Source organism: Streptococcus sp. HMSC065H07 (assembly GCF_001837325.1).
GTDB classification, from domain to species: domain Bacteria; phylum Bacillota; class Bacilli; order Lactobacillales; family Streptococcaceae; genus Streptococcus; species Streptococcus salivarius_H.
In genome coordinates this window covers 44,066-67,771 of the sequence record NZ_KV832026.1, presented here as the reverse complement: position 1 = coordinate 67,771, position 23,706 = coordinate 44,066, and the positions used below count along the sequence as shown (strand labels likewise).

The window sequence follows — 23,706 nt, the reverse complement described above, 5'->3', positions numbered from 1 at the left end:
TAACGAATTACCGATTTCTGTCCCACTCTCTTTTTGTTTCATTTAATCAATTTTCGCAACATTGAGAAGCAGAGAGCTAGTCAAAACAGACAAAGAACTAAGGGCCATGGCAAGACCTGCTAGTTCTGGATTGAGGGTCAATCCCAGTCCTACAAATACTCCTGCAGCAATTGGAAGCCCAAGGATATTGTAGATAGAGGCCCAGAAGAGATTGAGTAAGATCCTACGGAAGGTCTTTTGACTCATGTCAAAGGCGCGCACAACGCCAAGCAAATCATTTTGCGTGAGCACGATGCCACCGGACTCGATCGCAATATCCGTTCCAGATCCCATAGCGATCCCCACATCTGCGATCGAGAGAGCTGGAGCATCATTGATCCCATCTCCAACAAACGCGACCTTGCTAGCTTCTTGCAGTTTTTGGATGGCGCTAGCTTTTTCTTGAGGAAGGACATCAGCAATGACGGTGTCAATTCCCACTTGCTTAGCAATAGCTTGGGCCACCCGTTCATTATCCCCCGTTAACATGACCGTTTTCAAGCCCCGTTCTTTGAGCTTTTTGATCGCTTCTTTTGAGCTGGCCTTTGGAGCATCTTGAATGGCAATCAAGCCAATCACTTGCCCATCCACAGACAAACTGATCACTGTTTTGGCCTGCTCTTGCAAGTCTACCATCCGTTTTTCAAGCTCCGGATCCATCGCTGTCCCGTCATGAAGTTTGCCATTTCCCAAGGTCACCAACTGCTGGTCGATCTGACCTTGGACCCCTTTTCCTTCAATCGCTTGGAAGTTTTTCACAGGCGATAACACCAAACCTTTTTCTTCTGCTTGGGATAACACCGCTTGGGCTAGTGGATGTTCTGAAAAAGTTTCAAGACTAGCAGCCAGTGTCAAGACACGCGCTTCATCTCCTACAACATCGGTTACAAGTGGTTGGCCAATGGTAATAGTCCCTGTCTTATCAAACACAACGGTTTGAATCTTTTGCACTTCTTGAAGAACTGTTCCATTTTTAATCAGAACCCCCATCTTGGCACTACGGCCGGTTCCGACCATCAGGGCTGTTGGGGTTGCTAAACCAAGGGCACAAGGACAGGCAATAATGAGGACAGAGACTGCATAGAGCATGGCCTCTTGAAGCGACGCGCCCAGAAGCACGGACCAAACCCAGAAAGTCGCAATGGCCAAAATCGTCACCACTGGAACAAAGATACCTGAAATCTTATCCGTCAAATCTTGAATAGGAGCACGACTGGATTGGGCCATTTTGACAAAGTCCACAATTTGAGATAAGAGGGTCTCACTACCGACTTTTTCAGCCTTAAAGAGAATGGTCCCATTGCTGTTGATAGTGGAGCCGATAACTGCATCGCCAACTGATTTTTCCACAGGCAAGCTTTCACCTGTCACCATCGACTCATCAATGGTCGTACTTCCTTCTACAATCGTCCCATCAACCGCGATCTTTTCCCCAGGACGGACCCGAATCAAGTCACCAATTTGGATATCTTCTGCCGCCACCTCGACATAGTTCCCATCACGGAGAACTTGAGCCGTTTTTGCCTGCAAATCCAACAATTTTTCCACAGCCTCGGAGGCATTGTTACGCATCCGTTCTTCAAAGATTTGCCCTAAGAGGATAAAGAAGATGATAAAACCCGCAGCCTCAAAGTATACTGGCTGACCAGTAAAAAGGGCAAATACACTATAGACATAGGCTACCAGGGTTCCAAGAGCTACCAAGGTATCCATATTGGAATGGTGCTTCTTAAATGAGGCCCAGGCACTCTTGATAAAAGGTACTCCTGCTACCAACATGATCGGCGTTGTCGCTAGAAAAGTCCCCCAGCGACTGACTGGATGGGAGACAAATCCTGCCCACATCCCAATCATCAAGATCAATAAAGGAAGGGTGAAGATACTAGTAATCCAAAAGCGACCCCGTAAACTTAAGACACGACGGCGTTTTTCCACAACCGTGTAGGAACCCTTTTGCATCTTCATTCCACATGAAAACTCAAAGTCCCCTGTTTCTGTCGGGGTAAAGGATATCACCTTATCCACACCGACTTCCAAAGGCTCTAAAATCCCCTGATCTTCAAACAAAATTTCCTTGTAACAGCCGGAAGGATTGACCCGATGGAAGGTGATTTCAGCAGGGATCCCTTTTTGAAGTTGAAATTCTTTGGGACTATAGCCCTTTTCTGCTGTAATACGGATCTTTTGCACTCCGTTTTCCACAACTGCTTTTTGTTTTTCTACCATACCTACTCCTTTATTCCACAATCATTTGACCATGCATCATGTTCATTCCACATGAATACCCATATTCGCCCGCTTTTTCTGGCGTAATTTCAATGACATGTTTTTCACCTAAAGGCAAATCTTCATGAACGCCAAAATCTGGAAAGATCACTTGAGCCAGACATGAAGATGGATCCTTGCGATTAAAGATGATCCGGGCTGGAACATTCTTTTTCAGGACAATGGTTTCAGGCGAATAGCCCCCCATGACTTCGACTTCAATTTCTTGATAACCTGATTTCTGACGAGCGTGGCCGCTTACCTTTTCATGCTCTGCAAAGAACCACCAAGCAATAAAGACAACCAAAAGTAAACAAACAATACTAATCACTAATCCAAACATGGAATTTCCTTCTTTCTATTACATACAATTGCAAGGGACTGTTTCGACAGCCTCTGCTTTCTTTTCTTCGAGCACCTGCTGCAGCTGATTAAGATCTGCAAGCGTAAAGTCACTCTCCTGAATCAAGTTCTCAAGCACCTGGACAATTCTTTTTGAGCAAACCTTGTCTTTCACATCCTCAGCCACCAAGTCTAAACCCTGGTCCTGCTTCAACAAAGCCGAGTAAACAAAGGCTTTGCCTGATTTTTCTCTAGTCAAACATCCTTTCTCCACCAAGCGCGTCAAGAGGGTCTTGATGGTCGACTTCGACCAGTCAAAGCGCTCGGACAAGACGGCGATCAAATCCGTGCTGGTCTGCTTGCCTTCCATCCAGATAATCTTCATGATGCGCCATTCCGCATTAGAAATTTGCATGGCTTCTCCTTTCAAAATCTACATTTGTAAATCTTATGATGTTATTTTACACCTAAGGTTTACATTTGTCAACCAAAAGTTTTAAAAAAACAAATCTTTCTTTGAAGATTTGTCTGGTTGGGCTTTTTCCACTCCCTATTTTTATCTCCCTAAATTGTCAAATTAAGTTAGATTTTTCATGTAACTCAGAAAAACTTGGGATGGTGTTTGATAATTCAAAGACTTCCTAGGAATTCTATTTCTTTTATCAGCTGTAGCTGATAAATAATTTTGAGAAGTATTCGTAAAATCCATTTGTTTAGGTAGTCCATTTCGTCTTAAAAAGCCATTAGAATGTTCAATGAGACCTCGTTGCTCAGGACATCCTGGATCCGCAAAGAAAATATCAATGTCATGTGCATTCGAAATAGATTTCCAATTAGAAAATTCTTTTCCGCAATCAAAAGTGATCGACTTAATTCGTTACTCTATCACAATCATAGATTTAATAGACTTGCGTTCATCCATATCTTTATAGGCCTGATTAATATCTTCCAATTTATAACTTGTGGTAAAGACACGACCTGGATTGATGTCGCCATTAAGAACAGCTTTTAACAAAACTTGTTTATCATAGGTTGTGACAGAGGCTGGTCCGCCACCAATCGTTGTATTTTGTCCAAAGGTTGATCCAATGGCACGGTTTTCATAGTGCGGAACACCAACAAATCCCATACGGCCACCATTGTGAAGGACTCCAAGAGCTTGATCTACCGCTGCTTCTGTACCGACACATTCGAGAGCTGCATCTGCTCCTCCCCCGAGGATTTCACGGACTTTGGCAATGCCTTTTTCGCCACGTTCAGCAACAACTGCAGTCGCACCTGAGTCCAAAGCCATTTTTTGACGATCTTCATGACGACTCATAAGGACAATTTGTGAAGCACCACGCATCTTAGCTGCTATGACAGCACATTGACCAACAGCCCCATCTCCGATAACGACCACCTTATCACCTTTTTGCACATTAGCCACACGCGCTGCATGGTAACCCGTCGGCATGACATCAGCCAGTGTCAAAAATGACTTGAGCATGCCTTCACTATAATCAGAAAGTTGCCCAGGAATTTTGACAAGGGCCCAGTTGGCAAAGTGGAAACGGATATACTCAGCCTGCACGCCCCCAGACCAGTTATTACCTGGGTGGTTGTCACAAGAGCCATCAAAACCAGCACGACAGGCATCACACTGTCCACAACCATGTGTGAAAGGGGCAATGACAAAGTCACCTGGTTTTACTGTAGTAACTTCCTCGCCAACTTCTTCGACAATTCCGATAGCCTCATGACCGCTATTTCTATGTCCTTCTTCCATTTCCGGATTACGGTAACTCCAAAGGTCCGATCCACAAACGCAAGTACGTACTATCTTGATAATGGCATCATCTGCCTCTTGAATGCTTGGACGTTTGATTTCCTCAATGCCGACCTGCCCAGCTTTGGTATAAACTGCTGATTTCATTTAATAACCTCTATTCTTTCGTCACTGATAGTATATACTTTTTAACAAGAGATCGCTCACATCAAACACTCCCTATTACGGTCATATTTAGTTACTTAATCATATTTTTTTCCATACTTCTTTTCAAGCATTTTCTTTACTAGATATGGCATCTTGACATTCTCTCGACCTTTTTTAGCAATCAATTTTTTGACGAAATCAGGCATCTGAATATCTTCCTCCTCTTCTAAAATCTGTCCTGTGTTTGAAGGAGCTTCCAACTCATCAAAAGTCTCTAGTTGAGGATGATAGTAACGATAGTCACCGTCTATATGAGACTGAATGGTTGAAAGAAGTGCTTTAATCAAACGAGAATCGCTATTTGGCATAGGAGGACGGTGATAGGCCACACCAAGCTCATGACAAAGCTCCTTACACTCCACATCATTATCAAAAAGAACCTCAATATGCTCACTAATAAAAGCTATCGGGACAAAAATATAGTGGTCAGGGTGTTCCTTCTCATCATGAAGGTATTCTAAGACATCAGGTTTAATCCAAGGAATACCAATATCACTTTCACTCTGCCATGTATTGGTATACTTGTCTTCTTCAAGGCCTAAAATTTCCGCAATCAAGCGAGTATTGTCATAAATCTGATCGATATAAGGATCGCCAAAATCAAGGGCCAAAACTGGTACACTGTGAGCTGAAAAAATCACCTTATAGCTGTCATCTCTAATTTGATCTAAAATATTTCGAATCTCATCAGCCCAGTAGTGAAGAAGTGAAGGTTCTTGGTACCAATCCTTGATAATTTGGAACCTAATCTGCTCACTTTCTAAAAATTTCTCATATCCCATGACAGAATAGTAAGAATAATGGGGCTCTAAAATCAAGCACAAACATTCTTCAATTCCGTCATTCTCCATCTCTTTGATTACATCAGTGATAAAAGGGCGGGAAAATTTATTAGCAAAGTAAACTGACGCTTGATTTCCAAGAGCAGTAGCAACCATGTCCACTTCTTCTCTAGTTATCCTTTGGAGTGGGGTTCCACCGATTCGGACGTAATTGTCATATAAAGTCTGAATTTCATGTGGTTCAGGACGAACCCCACGGCGTATATTTGTGAAAAATTCCGCTACTCCTTCATAGGTAATCTCTTCTGGTGAACCAAAGGTCATCATCAACACAGCTCTCTTACTCATAATTACTCCTTGTTCTACATTTGTTCTATTTTATCATGAAAAGGCTTACTTTAGGGAACTTAGTATCAAAATAACTCTTAAAGGTAGACTTTAAGAGTTGAAAAACAAACCTTAATGATGGTGGTGGTGATCATGTCCATGACTTTGACTGGCTTCCAGCTCTTCGATATTTCGCTTGTGGGAGCGGTGAGTTGCTAGGTCTTCATCCACTTCGATGGTGACATTTTGAAAGCCCCTCTCTTTGAGCAAGGTACGGATCGCTTCTTTGCAGACCTCCATCTGCTCCCTCCGTTTGAGACAAACATGAACAATAGCATTTTTCTCTAAGCCATCCATGGTCCAAAGATTAAGCTGATTGATACTAGCGACATTGTTCAACTGGTCTAAATCATTCTTAACTTGCTTGATATCTACCCCTTCTGGCACAGCATCCAGGAAAATCTTGAGCGTGCTCCAAAAACGTGGAATGGCTTTGGACAGAATAAAGAAGGAAATAGCGAGAGACAAGAGGGGATCTAGGATATACCAGTCTGTAAATCGGAGGACAAGGGCCATCAGAATGACTGCCAACCAACCTAAGGTATCTTCCAAAAAATGCAGGCTGAGAATGGATTCATTCTTGGTTTGCCCCTTGCGAATGACCAGACTCGCCAGCACATTGACACTGATAGCAATCATTCCCAACCAAAGAAGCCCTTCGTCATTGACGGGCTGAGGGTGGAAAAGCTTGCTTACATTTTCTAAAATTACCATACCAGACCCGGTCATCAGAATGACTGCCGTTACTAAAGCCCCTAATAAGCTAAAACGCTTGTAGCCTAGGGTATAGCGACTATCTTCTTGACGATTGGAGATCGTTTCTAGAAAGGCCGAGAGGCCAATGGCTAGAGCATCCCCCAAGTCATGGACCGAATCAGCGAGGACTGCACTGGAACCAAAGATTCCCCCTGCAATAAACTCAACAATAGCAAAGCTTAGATTCAAGAAAAAAGCCAGCCAGACAGCACGTTTTGAACTCATTTTTTTACCTTCCTTTGGTATAATAGTAATAGTATTATCTTCTCACTAGTATTATCTCTAACTCTAAAAAGAAAGGATAGGGGCAAACTGTTTAGGATGTACGTTACTGAACAATTTGTTCAAAGTGTCCATATGACAACACAGGATCGTCGTATTACCAAAACTAGAAAAGCTATCTATCATGCTTTTTTACACTTACTCAACCAAAAAGACTACGACATTATTACCGTTCAGGAAATTATTGACCGTGCTGATGTGGGGCGTTCAACTTTTTACAGCCATTACGAGAGTAAGGAACTCTTGCTGGATGAACTCTGCCAAAAACTCTTTCACCACCTCTTTGAGCGAGATGATCAGCTCTCTCCCCAAGACTATCTAGCCCATATCTTTGATCATTTCAAGAAAAATCAAGACCATGTGACCAGTCTCTTGCTTTCCAAAAATGATTATTTTATCCGGCAACTGAAAAAAGAACTGGAGCACGACGTCTACCCCATGGTAGTTGAAAAACTGATTAAATCGCACCCCAACATCCCCCACTCCTATCTCAAACACCTGGTCGTAACCAACTTCATTGAAACCCTCAGCTGGTGGTTGAAAAAAGGCAAGACTTACACCGAACAAGAAGTCATCCAGTTTTATTTGGAGATACTGAAAGTTGGTTCAAACTAGAAAGAAGTTTTTTTAATGACCCTCACTCAATTTTATTTTCTCTTTCCAGCCTTATTCATGCTTCACGAACTTGAGGAAATCATATGGATGCCATCCTTTGTCAAAAAACTATCAGCACAGTTTCCAGATATTCGATTCCTTTCTTATTACACTCCTTTTACTTTCAATGCCATTGTCTTGGAGAAGTTTCTGATCCTGCTTCTATCACTTTTTCTTAGCTATCAGTTTAGCAACTATACTATTTACGCAACCATTGTAATTGCTTATATCAACCATATTTTCGGACATCTGATTCAGACAATTGTCCTTCGAAAATATGTTCCTGGATTGTTAACTGGCATTTTTACGAGTTTATTTTCTTTATTCTATCTCAAAAATAACGTACCCATCAATCTTTATTGATACTCTTTCATTACCTTATCACTTATCCTTGTAAATCTTATATTTTCATTTATGGTTCTTCATAAAAAGAGTCTCAAACTAAGGTAGCGTAAAGGTCTTAATGTCTTAACTCTATCACATACATTTACTTTATTTATCCTAGAAAGGAAACATCTATGTCACTTTATCTCATCTTTACCATCATCACAGTATTCTTAGCCCTTGCTTTTGTCCTGCTTCATCTTGTTGCTGCACTATCAGCTATTCTAAAAGGCAAAAAAAACTTTGGAACTGGATTTATTCTAGCTGGTGCTATAGTTGGCATCTTAGCACTACTCCTTGTAATGATTAGTCACAACTGGGCAATTTATACCTGGATATTGGGTAACTCTATGATTTGTTTGGGCGCTGTCATGAATGGTAAAAATAATAAGAAATTCAACAAATCACACCACCTAATTCGTTTTGCCATTGACTTGCTAATTACTATTTTGTTATATGTTAGTCTATACTTATTGTAAGATGTTGTGATACTCATTGCTACAAATATTATGGAAAAAGGCCTAAAGGTGAAATCTAGCCCTTTTTATTATTTAGAAAATAAACGTTCTTATCTTTAATCCATATGTTATAAGCATTGTCAATAGCTTCTACATAAGGGAAATAATATCCAAAAAAGGACCCCTACTGGATCCTCTTATTAATTGATAAACATCAGTACTAAGCTTTCTTAGCTGCCTTGCTCCATTGGTACCAAGCAACTAAACTGTTGATAAGGTAAATGAAGTATTTTCCTTGAATTTGTAAGCTTTCTCCCCACCACAAATAGATAGAGAAAACATTGGTAGCAGCCCAAAAAATCCATTGTTCACGGTAAACAGCTGTCATCAAGAGCTGACCGACACCATTTGTCGCATCGGTAATAGAATCACGATAAGGACGATTAGCTCCAATTGACTGGTAAATAAGACCAAAAGCTAGCCACCAAAGTACACTAATTAAGAGGTACTTGGTCCATCCCACGGTATCCAACTTACGGGCAACAAATTCTTGTTTTTCTTTTTTGAACTGGGCTTGATAAATCAAAAAGTGTTAAAAATAAGACAGTAACCTCAGAATAGATACTGTCTTATCTCTTTTTTTTACTTAAAGCCTTGATAGACTTGACAAATGATAGAAAAGAACCGTGAGTTCTTGCCAGAAGCTGAAGTTAATCCTTCAACCTGGAAAACCCTCAGAGGTGACTTTTTCTATACATCTCGATTTTTCTGGCAATAATCATCAACCGATAAATATGTCTGTGAATCACCCAGCGACTCCGCTATGTCCATAATCCGCGGTGGTAGTAATCCCACTCGCTGGACAAGTTCGTGATCGCTGAACAATTCTCGTGGACTGCCGGCGAAGCCAAACTTCCCGTGTTCCATAACATACACCGACTCAAACTCGGCGGCGACCCAATCCATGTCATGGGTGATGGTCACAACTTGGTGGCCCGAATCAGCCAACTGATGGAAAATTGCGGTCAACTTGCGCCGGCTTTCCCAATCAAGCGACATCATCGGCTCATCAAATAAATAAATCGCCGGATCCACTGCCAAAACTGTGGCAACGCTCAACAGCTTGCGTTCCGACAATGACAGGTCATATGGACTTTCAGCTGCTTTATCATCCAAGCCAACTCTTTTTAGAGCCGCTAAAGCCCGCCTCGTAATCGTGTCGTGGTCATCCATGACCTGCGCGACACTCCACTCCACCTCTCGTTGAACGGTCGGGTTGAAAAGCTGATCGTCAGGATTCTGAAAAGTAATCCCAACCTTCAGTAACTTTTCGACTGGTTTAAGATCATTAAAATTTTCTCCATCGATCTTAATCACACCGGTTTGTGGTGTCAGCAAGCCCGTCAACAATTTGAAGAGCGTTGATTTACCGGCACCATTTTGGCCGACAATCGCCACCATCGGATCGGCGAAGTGTTTGTCTTCAACATCCAAGCTAAAGGACCGTTCCGGATAAGTGAACGTCAGGTGGTTCAGTTCAATTGTGGACATAACAAGCCTCCTTCAGATCAGCGCCATTCACCGGATACCGGCCATCAGCCAAGTGCCAATCCATTTTTTGAGCAAGTTGCTGGATTGTCGGGGCTGGAATCTGCCAGTCAGCTGCCAAATGATTAAACACCTCACCCGGCCTGCCCTGGGCTACCATTTGACCCTCGTGCAGCACCCACACAACGTCGGCGACTTCGCACAAATCGTCAATTTCACTGGTGACAATGAAGATAGTCGTCTCTTTGACTTGGGCCAGCCATTGGAAAAATTGCCGGCGGCCAAGGGGATCCATCTGACTGGTCGGATCATCCATAATCAAAACAGCCGGATTAGCCACAATCGCCGTGGCAATTGCCAACCGCTGGATCTGACCACCGGAAAGGCTCTCGGGACGCAAATTCAGCTGTTCAATCAGCCCCATTTGCGTGGCAACTTCTTCAACCCGTTTTTGAATCAGTCCTTCAGCCATTCCCTGATTAATCAAGTCAAAGGCGATTTCATCGGCAACAGTGTCTGCCAACCCGCTTAGTTGGCCAGCTGGATTTTGCAGTACAACTCCATTCATGGCATTATAAACGGGCCAATTGTCGGACACTCGCTGGCCAAACATGTGCCAGTCGCCCTCAATCTCAGCAGACACAATTTGGGGAATGACCCCTGCCAACACACGGCACAAAGTCGATTTGCCGGAGTGGCTATTCCCGATAATCCCAACCACCTGGCCGGTATGAACCTCCGCGTTAATCTGACGCAGTTGTGGTTGCTTAGTACCCGGATAACGGGTGGTCAAATTTTCAATTACAATCCGTTTATCTTCTTCCATATCTTCCACCCAATCAATAAAATTGCCAATCCAGTCAGACCCATGTGCAGCGTCCGCGACAGGCGATACACGCGCTGGGAGGTTCTGACAGTCCGGTTGGGATTATCAAAACCTCTCAGTTGGAGCGAAATCGACCGCGCCATCGATTGATCCAAGGTCTTAATCACCAATGGAATTAGAACCGGCAGGACTGACTTTAATTTCTGAATCAACGTTTTTTGCGGATTGGTTCCGCGAACTTTTTGTGCCTGCTGGATTTTCCGCATATTACGCATCATTTCCGGCAAAATATAACACACCGACATCAAAACGTAGACGGTTTTATAAGACAATCCGGACAGTTCCAAATAGGCCGCGTTTTCTGAAATACTCGTGGTCACCATAAAAAAGCCACTGGTCAAAATAATCACCAATACTCGACACCCCAGAGTGGTGGCGTAAATCAGGCCTTCTTTGTAGAACGACACCCCAAGCACAGAAAACAGCACAGTTTGATTCCGACTGTAAAATAACCCTTGGATGATCAGCATGGTGCAAATCAGAAACAGGCTGAATCCCAGCGCCTTAAAGATGGTAGAACTCAATTTGGAAAATAACAATAGCAATGTTGCGACAAGAATTAATCCGGCCTGAAGCAATAAATTCATACTGGCAAAGCTCAACAACGTCATGTCCAAGATGAACAAGAGCTTAGTAATCGGATCGATCACCTGGTACCACTTGAGCTTGACCCGTGGCGCTCCAGAAATCAATGTTTGATCAGTCATCATTTATCACCGCTAAAGAAGTGCACCATCCGCTTCGGCAGCTGACGATAGATGAAGAATGCCAGGTAGGCCACGCAGACTTTATCCAAAATATCCAAGACAAACTCATCGGTAAATGAGGCCAGCCACACTGGTGCATGATTGGCGACCATTACCGCAAACAATGAGTCACCCCAAGCGATACCGGTCTGACCACCCCAAAAGATGACGTTGAGTGGCGTTGAAATGACAGCTGAAACGATGGCAATAATAATAGCAGAAACAAATACTCGTCGCGCTGACGAGAACCACCCATTGGCGTGCAAAACTCCGACAGCGATCCCAATTCCGATGCTGGTAATCGCATACACGGTTGAAATTGGCGATAAGGTCAGCCCATAGATCACGTTGTTGATGAAACCACTGATGGCACCGGCAACCGGCCCAGCCAACATGCTGGCAAGAAAGGTTCCCAAAGACCCCAGCCAAACGGGCAACTTTAACCCCTCCGCCAAGGCTTTGGCAACATAGTTAATCCCCACGGCAGCGGGAATCAAAGTCATGGTGGAAGCACTTAACTTAAATTTCCACATACTGGTACGATGAATCGGTTCAGTTTTCATAATCTTCTCCTTTTGTTTTTAAAGAGCCGTGTCAGGAATGACTTTCGGACGCAACGCTCTATAGAATAGTTAATAGAACTATTTAGTCTTTTCACAATACCAACCGTAGTCGACATAGATTAATATAGTAAAATTACTATTTCTAAGTTCATACTCTATATCATACGCTTATTTTCAAAATTGTCAAGTCTTTTCTGAAAATTCTTCAAGAAATATGAAATAATTTAAAATGCCTAGCTCAGCTAGACATCTTTTGTTTCTATAATGACTTTAATCGTTATTGCTTATACTTCCTTTTTTAAAAAGACAACATCTAGTCTGTCACATAAATCTCGCCACGGCTATAGAGGGCGGCTTTTCCTGCAAGGTAAATCCTGTCTCCTTCAAGACGACAAATAAGATGACCACTTCTCTTAGAGGCTTGATAAGCTCTAAATTCTTCTTGTCCTAACTTATTAGCCCATAAGGGAATGACATGACAATGCCCAGAACCACAAACTGGATCCTCCATGACTGATAATTTTGGTGCAAAACTACGTGTAACAGTATCATAGTTTTTACCTTTAGCTGTGATATTTAGGAGTAAGCCATCTAATGCTTTAACCTTATCGAAATCTGGAGTCGCAGCAATGACATCATTTTCATGAGGGAAGATACACACTAGATCTCTTCCAAGCCACGCTTCAAGAGGACGGACACCGATTGCTTCTTCCATCTCACTTGTTACTGGAACTTGGTGCATCGAGTAAACTGGGAAATTCAGCTCATATAGCTCTCCTCTTTTGGTTACCAAAAGCTCCCCACTCTGAGTTGTAAAGGTTAGACTATCAACATCCACTTCTATAAATTGAAAGAGAACGAAGGCAGTTGCTAAAGTAGCATGACCACACAAATCGATTTCTCCACCGGGAGTAAACCAACGTAAATCGTAATAGCCGTTCTTTTTAACCGTAAAAGCTGTCTCAGAGAGATTATTTTCTTTGGCAATATTCTGTAAGGTATTATCCGACAAACATTCGTCCAGAAGACAAACAGCAGCTGGGTTCCCTTTAAAAACGGTATCTGTAAAAGCATCAACGATAAATTGTGAAATCGTATATTGACTAATTGGCATGAAGGGCTCCTTAATTTGTTATCTTTATTATATCTGAAAATAGGATAGAAAACAGACAAATAGTAACTAAAATAGTTATTTAAAAAGTTACTTTTTGTGCAAATTTTCCATTATTTCTTAATAACACCTTCTTTTACCAAGAAATCATGTGCGACTTGGGCAGCCGGTTTACCTGCTACTCCCACTTGGTAGTTCATCTGGCTCATTTGCTCTGCTGTGATTTTACCAGCCAACTTGTTTAGAATGCCTTCCAATTCTGAATGTTTCTTAAGAAGAGCTTCTTTCATGAGGGGTGCTCCTTGATAAGGTGGGAAGAGTTGTTTGTCATCCTCTAGGGCCACAAGGTCATAGCGAGCAAGCTCGGCATCCGTTGAATAGGCATCTGTTATCTGGATTTCACCAGACTGGATAGCCTGGTAGCGAAGGGCTGGCTCCATAGTGGAGACTTGTAGATTAAGACCATAGACTTTCTGCAGGCCCTTGTTCCCATCCTCTCGGTCATTAAACTCCAAGGTAAATCCTGCCTTGAGTTGTCCTTCCACCTTTTTCAAATCTGAAATGGTCTTGAGGCCATACTCTTGGGCAATTTTCTTAGGCACCGCGACAGCATAGGTATTCTGATAAGCCATGGGTTTGAGCAAGGCCAGGTTGTCTTGTCGCTTGATCCCATCTCGAGCCGCTTGATAGACTGCTTCTGGATCATGGTCGACTTGCGGCGCCGGCTTGAGAAGACTTTCGGTCACGGTTCCTGTAAACTCTGGATAGATATCAATATCCCCTTTTTTCAGAGCTTCATAGAGGAAGGTGGTCTTGCCAAAATTTGGTTTAACAGTCACTGTCATGTCCGTGTTTTCTTCGATCAAAATCTTGTACATATTGGCTAGAATTTCCGGTTCAGGACCTAACTTCCCAGCGATAACCAGATTTTCTTTTTCAGGTTTGGGAAGAAAACTTGGTGTATAAGATACTCCCAATCCGATAACCATTACCGCAAAAGCCACAAAGATGGTCCGCAATTTGGCCTTTTCCATCCATTTGAGAAGAAGGTTAAAGGCGATGGCTAAGAAGGCTGAAGACAGGGCACCGATCAAAATCAGACTGGCATTATTGCGGTCAATCCCTAGAAGGATAAAGGAACCGAGTCCTCCTGCTCCAATCAAGGCAGCTAGAGTAGCCGTCCCGATAATCATCACAGCTGCTGTTCGAATCCCAGACATGATGACGGGCATGGCCAAGGGAATCTCAAATTTCTTCAAACGCTCCCACTTGGTCATCCCAAAGGCAACCCCCGCTTCTTCAAGGCTTGGATCAATTCCCTGTAAACCGGTGATGGTATTTTGAAGGATGGGGAAAATGGCATAGATGACGAGAGCTGTCAAGGCCGGAAGTGTTCCAATTCCCATGATGGGAATGAAGAGGCCCAAAAGGGCCATGGAAGGAATAGTCTGGAAGATCCCAGCCACCTGTAAAACCCAGTTGCTGGCTCTCTTGCGTGTACTTAAATAAATAGCCAGAGGGACCGCCAGAAAAATCGCAAGGAGAAGGGTCAGTAATGACAGTTGCAAATGTTGCGCCAGTGCAGTGAGCCAGTCCCCAAAGCGTTCTTGAAAGGTTGTAAGTAGTTTAGACATGGTGAGCACCTCCAAACAAATCTGCCACAAAGTCGTTGGCAGGTTGGGCTAGAATGGTCTCAGAATCCGCCACCTGCACAATCTCTCCTTCTTGTAGCACCGCAATCCGATCGCCTAATTTCAAGGCCTCGTCCGTATCATGAGTCACGAAAATAGTCGTCATACCAAATTCTTTGTGCAAGTCTTTGGTGAGAGCCTGTAGCTGTTTGCGGGAAATGGCATCCAAGGCTGAAAAAGGTTCGTCCATCAGCAAGATTTTTGGTTCCCCAATGATGGCCCGCACAATGCCAATCCGTTGTTGCTCCCCACCAGATAATTCACTTGGCTTACGATTTGCATACTCTGCAGCAGGCAGACCTACCTTGTCCAAGAGTTCTTCTGTTTTAGAGGCTATTTGGCTTTTAGTCCACCCTTTCATCTCTGGAATTAAAGCAATATTCTCAGCGACAGTTAGATTTGGAAAGAGGGCAATGGCTTGAAGCACATAGCCGGTAGACAGACGTAATTCGCGTTCATCATAGTCCTTGATGCGTTTTTCGTCCATATAAATATTGCCATCTGTCGGCTCCAAAAGACGATTGATCATCTTGAGCATGGTGGTTTTTCCAGATCCTGAAGGGCCTACCAAGACCATAAATTCTCCATCTTCAATACGGAGATTGACATCTTTTAAAATATCCTTATCCGTGTAGCGCAGGACTACATGTTTATATTCAATCATATTCTTCCTCGATAAGTTTTCTGTCTCTAAGAGTATCCAATAGGCTACTTGCTGGATGCCCTAGAACTTTTTCGATATCTGTTGAAACTCCAGCTTGTTCCCCAGCTTTAATCGCTGTATAGGTGCTGACCCAGGCATCGTACTCCCAAGTTTGTGCTGGCCATTTTTTCCGTGACTCATAGGCTTCTTCGACTGATTCATCTACATACATGATGGCCTTACCGGTCTCTTTTGAGAGAAGCGCTACGATTTCTTCCATGGAAAGATCCTCTGGCCCTGTCAAATTCAAGGTTTGATTTTCCCACTCCTTAGGATTTAAAAGAATCTCTGCTGCAACCCTAGATGTGTCCTTACGGGCAACAGCTGACACAAGACCACTGCCGGCCGGACCACGAATTTCTCCATTTTCAAGTGCAAGATCAATCAAGAAATCCAAGTAAAAATTATCTCTCAAAAAAGTATAGGTGAACCCTAAATCCTTGATATAGGTTTCCGTCTGGGCATGATCTCGAGACAAGGTGAAAGTTGCCTTCTCATCTGCCCCATAAAAAGAAGTATAAACGATATGTTGCACCCCTGCTAGTTTTGTAGCATCTAAAAAGTCCTTGTGCTCCTTGACACGATCTCGATTTTCCCGAGCAGAGACCATCAACAAGATATCAATCCCCTTCAAGGCCTCAACCACCTCTGGAGTATTGGCATACACCATTTTACGGATTTCCGCAGACGCGTAGACTTTTGCACGCTCAGGACTTCGTGCTAAATGGATTGAAGCGATTCCCTTTTTATCAATAAGATCAGCCACATAGGAACCTAATTTCCCTGTTACACCTGTAATTCCGATCATAACTGTTACTTCCTTTCCCTACATATCAATTTCTTTAGCTTTTAGATTTGAGATTATACGCTCTTGATAAGCTTGGAATTCTCGGATTTCTTTATCAGAAAATCCTTGGTAAAAAATCTCACCTAATTCTTTGCTGACACGGTCTCCAATTTCTTTTTGCGCCCAACCGAGGTCCGTCAAAGAGATATATTTTTTCCTTTTATCCTGCGTGCAAGGTTGAATCGTGACCAAGCCTTGTTCTTCCAATTTCTTAACCATACTGGTCAATGTATTATTGGCTAGACCCGTCGCAAGAGCGATATCTGTCGCAGTAGCGCACCCCAACTCTTGCTTCCACAAAATCGTTAAAATTTTCCCTTGTTCACTTCTGTATTGGGCATCCGGTTCCTTGCTCAAAAGTTTTTGAAAAAGTCGCCCATTCAACAAACGAATCTGTAGAGCTTGGTAGCCCCCTAACATCTTGTCCATTTTGTCTCCTTTTTGTTCCATATCGAACTTTATAGTACGAATTGTAACACCTTTCATTACATCTGTCAACTATCTCGATATAGAAGTAACTTCAAAAAACAAAAAACTTCCCTAATTATCTAGGAAAGTCCTTTCTATGATTTTTAATGTCTTAAAAAATTTTATTCAGCCTTAGTAATATCTTCACGCATCTCATCGACATTGAATTTAGCAAAAAGATACTGACGGTCTTGAACTGGGAAACGTTGATCGAGTTGGTCAACTGGTCCAACTTCGATAATACCATTTTCAATAACAAAGTCCATAACGTGACCACCGAATGTCAAGTCGTCTGAAATAAAATGAAGGTGATAACCAGCAACACTCACACCGTGAAACATTTCTGGCGTCCAAATACCAACGATGGTACCTGAAATATCATCTACCTCGTACTCAGGTTGGCGAGTGGCAACATCAGCAAACTTAATATCCGCATTTGATTTAGGAATCATGCGCACGTGCATGTGTTTAAAATGACCCTTAATTTTGATAGAACGGAAGAGATTAACCCCATCATAGTAAGATTCAATACGATCCTCAAGTTCTTTATCAGTCATTTCATAACGTTGACGGAAGATAACTTCAGCTTGGTGAGGTACGACTGCTGCATAGGGAACTTTTTCATCTGGAGAAACTTCTACCACTTCGACTTTACCTTCAGAGCCTTTAGCTTGATAGGCTTTACCATCAAGAACAATCAACTCCCCATCAATAGAATCTAATGTTCCAAGACCCAAGTCTCCATGCTCCAACAATTCACCAACTGTTAAAGTACCTCCATAAAGCCCAGCCATCAAGGCTCCCAAAGTATTATATTGAAATAATTTTATGGCTTCAGACATGTCTACACCCTCTTTTTAGTAAAATTCATCTGGCAAAATAGTTTCGCCGAGTTTAATATTATCTTTATAGTCGATTGGAACATCAATAAGGACTGGTCCATCTACAGCTTGAGCCAAGGCTTCTTGGAGTAAGCTAGAAAACTCCTCTTTACTTGTTGCACGATAACCTTTCGCTCCAAAGCTCTCAGCATATTTTACAAAATCTACAGGACCAAAGTCAACCCCAGATGATCGACCGTACTTCATTTCTTCCTGGAATTCCACCATATTGTAATGGCCATCGTTCCAGATAATATGAACAATTGGCAATTTCAATCGAACTGCTGTCTCCAATTCTTGTGCTGAGAAGAGGAAACCACCGTCACCAGAAACAGAAATGACTTTTGTCTTAGGACGAACCAAAGCTGCAGAGATGGCCCACGGAAGAGCAACCCCTAAAGTTTGCATCCCATTTGAGAAAAGCAAATGACGTGGTTCATAAGATTTGAAATAACGAGCCATCCAGATATAGTGACTACCAACGTCAACGGTAACTGTCATATCATCATCTGTTTGTTCTTGTAAAACTTCAATTAAATCGAGTGGATGTACGGTACCTTCTTCGGGCTGACGCTCAAATTTAACATCTTCAACGACTGTATTTTTTAACCCTTTAAGATACTCAACTGATCCTTCAGGTAATTTGTAGCCTTGAATAGCTGGCAAGAGCAAGTCTAAGGTTGCTTCTACATTGCCAATCAATTCACGTTCTGGCTGGAAGTAAGTATCCACCTCAGCAGGTTCAACATCAATTACGATAATACGTGCTGAAATTTCAGCATTCCAGTTACGTGCTTCATACTCAATTGGGTCATAACCAATGGCAATAATCAAGTCCGACTTCTTAAGCAACATGTCCCCCGGTTGGTTACGGAAAAGACCTACACGACCAAAGAAAGTATCCTCTTCAAGGTCACGTGACACGATACCAGCACCTTGGAAAGTTTCAACAACTGGTAATTTAACATGTTTCAAAATCTGGCGAATAGAGTAAGTTACAGCTTCTGATGAAGCGCCGTTCCCTAAAAGTAAGACTGGCAATACGGCATTTTTTATCGCCTGTGCGAGATAGTTAATATCAGAAACAGATGCTGAACCAAGTTTTGGATCCGTCATAGGCTTGATAGCCTTAACACTGACCGGAGCATCAGTCACGTCTTGAGGAATTGAAATAAAGCTTGCACCCGGTTTCCCTGACTTAGCATGGCGATAGGCATTAGCAACCGTTTCAGAAAGTGTATTAGCATCATGTACTTCAGCAGCATACTTGGTAATCGGTTCAAGCATAGCAACGTTATTCATTGATTGATGGGCACGTTTCAAAAGATCTGCACGCTTAACCTGACCACCAATAGCAAGAACAGGATCTCCTTCATCTGTCGCTGTTACCAAACCAGTAGCCAAATTTGAGACACCTGGACCAGATGTTACCAATACTACACCGGGTTTCCCTGTGATACGTCCAACACCTTGAGCCATAAAAGCAGCATTTTGCTCATGACGGGCAACAATCAATTCAGGTCCCTTATCTTCCAAAGTATCAAAAACCCTATCGATTTTTGCACCTGGAATCCCAAAGACATAATCAACATCATGGTTGATCAAACTATCAACCACTAAATCCGCACCATACAATTGCTTTTCTTCTGACATGAACACAGTCCTTCTGGCCCTAAAATGATAGAGCCAATTTTCCTTTCAAGTATAAGTCACAAAGTGTCAAAGTGTCAAAGTCTGCTCGTTTTTTCACAAACTTTTATCACTTCACAATTCTGTTATCATTATAGCACAGTTTTCAGACAATCTTGTGAAAAAAAGATTGTGAAATTTTGAACTTCCATCGCAAAAAGAAACACCCGATTACTATCAGATGTTCATGAATTTTTTACCTTAGCAAACTCTCGATTAAGATAATTTTGCAAGCCTTCAAAAATCTCTATTAACTGGAGATAATTAGACAAGCTTGAGCGACCAGGGATATCTACGACATCCAAAGAAATGCGTTCCAAGTCCTTTTCATAGAGAATGCGGAAGGATACCACTGCTTGATCAGAAAAATAATTCTCCCCTGCCAAAATAAAGCACTCATAGATGATGCCAACAGGATTAGCAACCTTCAATTCAATACGAACTGCGCCTAATCCCAAGGCATCCACTTGCTGAAAACGCTCCAAAATAGCCTGTCGCTGACTGGGAATAAAACTCATGATATCCATAGTGGCCCTCCCAAGATTCCTTTTTGTCTATTATAGCCTAAAGCTGAGAAAAATGCTTGTAATGGGTTTCTTGATAAGACTAAAAGCCCATGAATCCTTATTTAGCTTCTTTATAATCTCTAAAGTCCGATTTTATAGTGTTATCGTAATCATGTTTATCTACCCACTCCTTAATATCAGCAAAAGAATGAATTTCCTTCCTAATACCAGCACCGTCCTCTACAGAAATTACAATTGCTTGCTCTCCATTTGTTCCCAACCAATGTAAAATATCATTGGTCTGCTCTTCAGGAGAAAAATAGATTTGTGATTGTTTGTCGTACTCTCTATCTCTATAGGACTCATATTGAGCCAATTTCTTTTTATAGGCTTTATATTCCCTATCGTAATCCTTTTGAACTTTTTGACGTGCTTTTTCGTAAGCTCGATAGTCTTTCTGATAATCTTGTTGAGCCTTTTTGTTCAGAATCTCACTGAAACTTAAAGTTTTAACAGGAAAAATAGAATCAGGAAAAACATTAAATTCTGGAACTTTCTTTGGTTCGCTTGGTTTATCAGGTTCTTTCCTTTTCACTGGTTCAGTTGGACCAGCTGGGAAATCTCCTTCCTTGCCTTGACGGGTCAATAGTTTAAATTTCTTTAAGGTATTACCATTTGTTGCTGTCTGATTTACAGCTTCTTCGTAAATATGTTTGACTTCGGGATTGTCATTAAATAGATTAATCTGATTCTCCTCTTTGGAAATGTCTACATTATCAATTTCTATAATTAGGTTTAGCTGAGCAGATAAATAGCTGTCCTCTGGGGCTGGTGACTTCCTTAAAAGCTCATCCAAGTTTCCTTCTCTCTTTAAATATCCCCACATGTTGCTATCATTCATCTGATTACGAGCAGAACTCTTATCACCAAAATAAAGCATTTCCTCCTTACTGTAAGAATAATCTGGTAGGTCTATAGTTAAAAATTGATTCGTATCTAAATTGTAAGCAAATTGCTTATCGTTTTGAGAATTCTCCAAGAAAACATAATCATAACCATCAATCGATCTTAAAGACACAGCCAACTCCTTAATATCTTTAAAATCTTTTATTTTCTTCAAATATGGGGTCAAATTAATAATTTTCTTTTCAAAATTTTTGTTGATATCATAAACTACCAAATGAGCTTGATGGAGACTACTCATGGTGTCGTAATAGCGAACAAAATGATTTCTACCAATCATCTCAGTAGCTACATTATCTTCAGAATTATAGTAAGTGGGTTCTTCATGACTAATTGCAACATATTGTTGACGTCTACCAAAAATCTCATTGGAAGTTACTTTATCAGCTTTTAGAGCCATCTGTAACTCTTCTACAGCTTTTTCATGAAATTTGTGCTTTGTATATATATTCCCTAAAAAGAAAAGCATTAGTATAGTCGCAGTATAAATCCTTCCACGCTTTGAGAAGGGGAATTTTAAAATCATCTTTATCATAACTTTTATTACAAAAATAGCCAGAACATCACATTCTGACTATTACTCTTATTTCTCATCTTCGTCCATTGAAAGTACTGATAAGAAGGCTTCTTGTGGTACTTCAACCGAACCGATAGCTTTCATACGTTTCTTACCGGCTTTTTGTTTTTCGAGGAGTTTACGTTTACGTGAAACGTCACCACCGTAACACTTAGCCAAGACGTTTTTACGAAGGGCTTTGATATCTGTACGGGCAACAATTTTTTGACCGATAGCCGCTTGGATAGGCACTTCGAATTGTTGACGTGGAATGATTTTCTTAAGCTTATCAACGATAAGTTTTCCACGCTCGTAGGCAAATTCCTTATGAACGATGAAGCTAAGGGCATCGACCTTGTCACCATTAAGGAGAATATCCATTTTCACCAATTGTGAACGGCGGTATTCTGACAATTCATAGTCAAAGCTTGCATAACCACGTGTAGATGATTTCAATTTATCAAAGAAATCAAAGACAATTTCAGCAAGTGGAATTTGATAGATAACGTTCACACGATTATCATCAATGTATTCCATGGTTTCAAAATCACCACGTTTACGTTGTGCCAACTCCATAACCGCACCAACATACTCTTGAGGAACCATGATTTGAGCTTTAACATAAGGCTCTTCGATGGCATCAATACGTGTAGGATCTGGGAATTCAGATGGGTTAGATACTTCAAGCATCTCACCGTCAGTAGTGTTAACATGGTAAACTACCGATGGTGCTGTCATGATGAGATCAATGTTAAACTCACGTTCCAAACGTTCTTGGATAACATCCATGTGAAGAAGACCCAAGAAACCACAACGGAAACCGAAACCAAGGGCTTGAGACGTTTCAGGCTCAAATTGAAGACTGGCATCATTCAATTGGAGCTTTTCAAGAGCTTCACGCAAGTCATTGTATTTATTAGACTCAATTGGATAAAGACCAGCGAAGACCATTGGATTCATTTGCTTATAGCCATGGAGTGGCTCTGCTGCTGGATTATCCGCAAGTGTTACTGTATCACCGACACGGGTATCCGCAACAGTCTTGATTGAGGCCGCGATATAACCAACATCACCTGTCGCAAGGTAGTCACGGCCAACAGCTTTAGGCGTGAAGATACCAACCTCAGTAACATCAAAGGTCTTGCCATTAGACATCATTTGAATCTTATCGCCTGGTTTAACCATTCCGTTAACCACACGCACTTGGAGGATAACCCCACGGTAGGCATCATAAACAGAGTCAAAGATAAGGGCTTGGAGAGGCGCTTCGACTTCACCTTGAGGTGCAGGAACTTTCTCAACAATTTGTTCGAGAATCTCTTCGATACCGATACCAGCTTTAGCTGATGCAAGCACAGCTTCTGAGGCATCTAGTCCGATAACATCTTCAACCTCTGTACGTACACGTTCAGGATCTGCGGCTGGAAGGTCGATTTTATTGATAACTGGTAAGATTTCCAAGTCATTATCTAGGGCCAAGTAAACATTGGCAAGTGTTTGCGCTTCAATCCCTTGAGCAGCATCCACCACCAAGATTGCACCCTCACAGGCAGCAAGAGAACGTGACACTTCATAAGTAAAGTCCACGTGTCCTGGTGTGTCAATAAGGTGGAAAATATATGTTTCGCCATCTTTAGCTGTATAGTTAAGCTCAATGGCATTGAGTTTGATAGTGATACCACGTTCACGCTCGAGGTCCATACTATCAAGGAGTTGCGCCTGCATCTCACGACTTGATACTGTCTCAGTCTTTTCCAAAATACGGTCAGCAAGGGTTGATTTACCGTGGTCAATATGGGCAATAATAGAGAAGTTACGAATCTTCTCCTGTCGTTGTTTTAATTCTTCAATATTTGGCATTTTTATCTTTCCTAGTTCTTACTTGTGACTATAAAAAAACTAATCGTTACCTTCTATTATACAAAAAAGACAAGCTTTTGCCTATCTCTAATATCTGCTTTCTGACCGCATTTACTCCTTCTTATTTCTTAAAAGTATCGTTGTAGTGCTTATTAATAATTGCCGAGCGCTTGTTTTCTGTAGAACTACTTGAAAATGGAGCTAAACCGAAGGCTAGTACAACAATTCCCAATAGAATGAGACTAAAAAATGGGTGCTCTATAATATAGTGTAAAATATCTGACATAGAAAGGCTCCTTTTAAAGCGTAATTAATCACAATTATATTATCAGAAACATTATGTTTTATCAAGCAAAAAAAAAAA

At 41.7% G+C, this 23,706-nt stretch carries 23 protein-coding genes and 3 pseudogenes; 3 read left to right on the top strand and 23 right to left on the bottom strand.

All coding sequences use genetic code 11. The annotated features are described in order from the left end of the window. Window positions 1–42 precede the first annotated feature (42 nt). From HMPREF2637_RS03490 to HMPREF2637_RS03465, 7 genes and pseudogenes are all read right to left on the bottom strand, one after another. Complete coding sequence (locus HMPREF2637_RS03490) at window positions 43–2,265, bottom strand: heavy metal translocating P-type ATPase (RefSeq protein ID WP_070839084.1); 2,223 nt, start codon at window positions 2,263–2,265, stop codon at window positions 43–45. A 10-nt stretch (window positions 2,266–2,275) separates the two neighbouring features. Continuing rightward, entirely contained in the window at window positions 2,276–2,647 is a 372-nt protein-coding gene (locus tag HMPREF2637_RS03485) for a cupredoxin domain-containing protein (RefSeq protein ID WP_060933799.1), read from the bottom strand. A gap of 18 nt (window positions 2,648–2,665) precedes the next feature. Next, window positions 2,666–3,061, bottom strand: a complete 396-nt coding sequence (locus tag HMPREF2637_RS03480) for a CopY/TcrY family copper transport repressor (protein ID WP_060933798.1) — start codon at window positions 3,059–3,061, stop codon at window positions 2,666–2,668. Between the two features lie 162 nt (window positions 3,062–3,223). After that, window positions 3,224–3,517, bottom strand: a pseudogene (locus tag HMPREF2637_RS10775) (IS30 family transposase); the annotation flags it as partial. 6 nt (window positions 3,518–3,523) lie between these two features. Next, complete coding sequence (locus HMPREF2637_RS03475; protein WP_070839082.1) at window positions 3,524–4,561, bottom strand: alcohol dehydrogenase catalytic domain-containing protein; 1,038 nt, start codon at window positions 4,559–4,561, stop codon at window positions 3,524–3,526. Between the two features lie 95 nt (window positions 4,562–4,656). Next, on the bottom strand, window positions 4,657–5,751 hold the full coding sequence (gene hemH / locus HMPREF2637_RS03470; protein WP_070839080.1) for a ferrochelatase: 1,095 nt from the start codon (window positions 5,749–5,751) through the stop codon (window positions 4,657–4,659). A 111-nt stretch (window positions 5,752–5,862) separates the two neighbouring features. Then, window positions 5,863–6,771, bottom strand: coding sequence for a cation diffusion facilitator family transporter (locus HMPREF2637_RS03465; protein WP_064524386.1), 909 nt, complete (start codon window positions 6,769–6,771; stop codon window positions 5,863–5,865). 132 nt (window positions 6,772–6,903) lie between these two features. On the opposite strand from HMPREF2637_RS03465, the gene HMPREF2637_RS03460 reads away from it, so the two are divergent. The 3 genes and pseudogenes from HMPREF2637_RS03460 (at window position 6,904) to HMPREF2637_RS03450 (ending at window position 8,345) form a co-directional block, all read left to right on the top strand. After that, window positions 6,904–7,443, top strand: coding sequence for a TetR/AcrR family transcriptional regulator (locus HMPREF2637_RS03460; RefSeq protein ID WP_253183508.1), 540 nt, complete (start codon window positions 6,904–6,906; stop codon window positions 7,441–7,443). A gap of 15 nt (window positions 7,444–7,458) precedes the next feature. Further along, a pseudogene (locus HMPREF2637_RS03455) lies at window positions 7,459–7,932 on the top strand (HXXEE domain-containing protein). A gap of 68 nt (window positions 7,933–8,000) precedes the next feature. Then, window positions 8,001–8,345 (top strand): hypothetical protein, encoded by a 345-nt coding sequence (locus HMPREF2637_RS03450; RefSeq protein ID WP_064524381.1) that lies wholly within the window; start codon window positions 8,001–8,003, stop codon window positions 8,343–8,345. A gap of 199 nt (window positions 8,346–8,544) precedes the next feature. On the opposite strand, the pseudogene pnuC reads toward HMPREF2637_RS03450, so the two are convergent. The 16 genes and pseudogenes from pnuC to HMPREF2637_RS11250 form a co-directional block, all read right to left on the bottom strand. Further along, window positions 8,545–8,907 (bottom strand): annotated as a pseudogene (gene pnuC / locus HMPREF2637_RS03445) (nicotinamide riboside transporter PnuC); the annotation flags it as partial. Window positions 8,908–9,074: 167 nt separating this feature from the next. Continuing rightward, a complete protein-coding gene (locus HMPREF2637_RS03440) occupies window positions 9,075–9,875 on the bottom strand; it encodes an energy-coupling factor ABC transporter ATP-binding protein (RefSeq protein ID WP_064524380.1) in 801 nt (266 codons plus the stop codon). After that, entirely contained in the window at window positions 9,862–10,698 is an 837-nt protein-coding gene (locus tag HMPREF2637_RS03435) for an ABC transporter ATP-binding protein (RefSeq protein WP_064524378.1), read from the bottom strand. Before HMPREF2637_RS03435 ends, HMPREF2637_RS03440 begins: the two co-directional genes overlap by 14 nt. Continuing rightward, on the bottom strand, window positions 10,674–11,465 hold the full coding sequence (locus HMPREF2637_RS03430; RefSeq protein WP_171963628.1) for an energy-coupling factor transporter transmembrane component T: 792 nt from the start codon (window positions 11,463–11,465) through the stop codon (window positions 10,674–10,676). Before HMPREF2637_RS03430 ends, HMPREF2637_RS03435 begins: the two co-directional genes overlap by 25 nt. Continuing rightward, window positions 11,465–12,067: a hypothetical protein gene (locus HMPREF2637_RS03425; protein ID WP_064524371.1), complete on the bottom strand. Its 603-nt coding sequence runs from the start codon at window positions 12,065–12,067 to the stop codon at window positions 11,465–11,467. Before HMPREF2637_RS03425 ends, HMPREF2637_RS03430 begins: the two co-directional genes overlap by 1 nt. 313 nt (window positions 12,068–12,380) lie before the next feature. Beyond that, a complete protein-coding gene (locus HMPREF2637_RS03420; RefSeq protein ID WP_064524369.1) occupies window positions 12,381–13,181 on the bottom strand; it encodes a PhzF family phenazine biosynthesis protein in 801 nt (266 codons plus the stop codon). 110 nt (window positions 13,182–13,291) lie between these two features. Next, on the bottom strand, window positions 13,292–14,812 hold the full coding sequence (locus HMPREF2637_RS03415) for an ABC transporter permease/substrate-binding protein (RefSeq protein WP_070839078.1): 1,521 nt from the start codon (window positions 14,810–14,812) through the stop codon (window positions 13,292–13,294). Then, on the bottom strand, window positions 14,805–15,533 hold the full coding sequence (locus HMPREF2637_RS03410; RefSeq protein WP_070839076.1) for an ABC transporter ATP-binding protein: 729 nt from the start codon (window positions 15,531–15,533) through the stop codon (window positions 14,805–14,807). Before HMPREF2637_RS03410 ends, HMPREF2637_RS03415 begins: the two co-directional genes overlap by 8 nt. Next, on the bottom strand, window positions 15,526–16,380 hold the full coding sequence (locus HMPREF2637_RS03405; RefSeq protein WP_070839074.1) for an SDR family oxidoreductase: 855 nt from the start codon (window positions 16,378–16,380) through the stop codon (window positions 15,526–15,528). The genes HMPREF2637_RS03410 and HMPREF2637_RS03405 overlap by 8 nt, the downstream gene beginning before the upstream one ends. Before the next feature lie 18 nt (window positions 16,381–16,398). Continuing rightward, entirely contained in the window at window positions 16,399–16,848 is a 450-nt protein-coding gene (locus HMPREF2637_RS03400) for a MarR family winged helix-turn-helix transcriptional regulator (RefSeq protein ID WP_070839072.1), read from the bottom strand. Between the two features lie 161 nt (window positions 16,849–17,009). After that, on the bottom strand, window positions 17,010–17,729 hold the full coding sequence (budA, locus tag HMPREF2637_RS03395) for an acetolactate decarboxylase (RefSeq protein WP_002891043.1): 720 nt from the start codon (window positions 17,727–17,729) through the stop codon (window positions 17,010–17,012). A 15-nt stretch (window positions 17,730–17,744) separates the two neighbouring features. After that, window positions 17,745–19,421, bottom strand: coding sequence for an acetolactate synthase AlsS (alsS, locus tag HMPREF2637_RS03390; protein WP_064524367.1), 1,677 nt, complete (start codon window positions 19,419–19,421; stop codon window positions 17,745–17,747). Window positions 19,422–19,642: 221 nt separating this feature from the next. After that, window positions 19,643–19,984, bottom strand: coding sequence for a hypothetical protein (locus tag HMPREF2637_RS03385; RefSeq protein WP_070839070.1), 342 nt, complete (start codon window positions 19,982–19,984; stop codon window positions 19,643–19,645). A 97-nt stretch (window positions 19,985–20,081) separates the two neighbouring features. Then, window positions 20,082–21,461 carry a hypothetical protein gene (locus tag HMPREF2637_RS03380; protein ID WP_064524362.1) on the bottom strand — a complete coding sequence of 460 codons (1,380 nt, stop codon included), beginning with the start codon at window positions 21,459–21,461 and terminating at the stop codon, window positions 20,082–20,084. 48 nt (window positions 21,462–21,509) lie between these two features. Beyond that, window positions 21,510–23,342, bottom strand: a complete 1,833-nt coding sequence (gene lepA / locus HMPREF2637_RS03375; RefSeq protein ID WP_002891049.1) for a translation elongation factor 4 — start codon at window positions 23,340–23,342, stop codon at window positions 21,510–21,512. Window positions 23,343–23,463: 121 nt separating this feature from the next. Continuing rightward, complete coding sequence (locus tag HMPREF2637_RS11250; protein ID WP_002891050.1) at window positions 23,464–23,628, bottom strand: hypothetical protein; 165 nt, start codon at window positions 23,626–23,628, stop codon at window positions 23,464–23,466. Window positions 23,629–23,706: the final 78 nt, after the last annotated feature.

Coding starts and splice junctions, on each gene's coding strand:
- HMPREF2637_RS03490 (WP_070839084.1), bottom strand. CDS start 2,265: ATGGTAGAAAAACAAAAAGCAGTTGTGGAAAACGGAGTGCAAAAGATC.
- HMPREF2637_RS03485 (WP_060933799.1), bottom strand. CDS start 2,647: ATGTTTGGATTAGTGATTAGTATTGTTTGTTTACTTTTGGTTGTCTTT.
- HMPREF2637_RS03480 (WP_060933798.1), bottom strand. CDS start 3,061: ATGCAAATTTCTAATGCGGAATGGCGCATCATGAAGATTATCTGGATG.
- HMPREF2637_RS03475 (WP_070839082.1), bottom strand. CDS start 4,561: ATGAAATCAGCAGTTTATACCAAAGCTGGGCAGGTCGGCATTGAGGAA.
- hemH (WP_070839080.1), bottom strand. CDS start 5,751: ATGAGTAAGAGAGCTGTGTTGATGATGACCTTTGGTTCACCAGAAGAG.
- HMPREF2637_RS03465 (WP_064524386.1), bottom strand. CDS start 6,771: ATGAGTTCAAAACGTGCTGTCTGGCTGGCTTTTTTCTTGAATCTAAGC.
- HMPREF2637_RS03460 (WP_253183508.1), top strand. CDS start 6,904: ATGACAACACAGGATCGTCGTATTACCAAAACTAGAAAAGCTATCTAT.
- HMPREF2637_RS03450 (WP_064524381.1), top strand. CDS start 8,001: ATGTCACTTTATCTCATCTTTACCATCATCACAGTATTCTTAGCCCTT.
- HMPREF2637_RS03440 (WP_064524380.1), bottom strand. CDS start 9,875: ATGTCCACAATTGAACTGAACCACCTGACGTTCACTTATCCGGAACGG.
- HMPREF2637_RS03435 (WP_064524378.1), bottom strand. CDS start 10,698: ATGGAAGAAGATAAACGGATTGTAATTGAAAATTTGACCACCCGTTAT.
- HMPREF2637_RS03430 (WP_171963628.1), bottom strand. CDS start 11,465: ATGACTGATCAAACATTGATTTCTGGAGCGCCACGGGTCAAGCTCAAG.
- HMPREF2637_RS03425 (WP_064524371.1), bottom strand. CDS start 12,067: ATGAAAACTGAACCGATTCATCGTACCAGTATGTGGAAATTTAAGTTA.
- HMPREF2637_RS03420 (WP_064524369.1), bottom strand. CDS start 13,181: ATGCCAATTAGTCAATATACGATTTCACAATTTATCGTTGATGCTTTT.
- HMPREF2637_RS03415 (WP_070839078.1), bottom strand. CDS start 14,812: ATGTCTAAACTACTTACAACCTTTCAAGAACGCTTTGGGGACTGGCTC.
- HMPREF2637_RS03410 (WP_070839076.1), bottom strand. CDS start 15,533: ATGATTGAATATAAACATGTAGTCCTGCGCTACACGGATAAGGATATT.
- HMPREF2637_RS03405 (WP_070839074.1), bottom strand. CDS start 16,380: ATGATCGGAATTACAGGTGTAACAGGGAAATTAGGTTCCTATGTGGCT.
- HMPREF2637_RS03400 (WP_070839072.1), bottom strand. CDS start 16,848: ATGGACAAGATGTTAGGGGGCTACCAAGCTCTACAGATTCGTTTGTTG.
- budA (WP_002891043.1), bottom strand. CDS start 17,729: ATGTCTGAAGCCATAAAATTATTTCAATATAATACTTTGGGAGCCTTG.
- alsS (WP_064524367.1), bottom strand. CDS start 19,421: ATGTCAGAAGAAAAGCAATTGTATGGTGCGGATTTAGTGGTTGATAGT.
- HMPREF2637_RS03385 (WP_070839070.1), bottom strand. CDS start 19,984: ATGGATATCATGAGTTTTATTCCCAGTCAGCGACAGGCTATTTTGGAG.
- HMPREF2637_RS03380 (WP_064524362.1), bottom strand. CDS start 21,461: ATGATAAAGATGATTTTAAAATTCCCCTTCTCAAAGCGTGGAAGGATT.
- lepA (WP_002891049.1), bottom strand. CDS start 23,342: ATGCCAAATATTGAAGAATTAAAACAACGACAGGAGAAGATTCGTAAC.
- HMPREF2637_RS11250 (WP_002891050.1), bottom strand. CDS start 23,628: ATGTCAGATATTTTACACTATATTATAGAGCACCCATTTTTTAGTCTC.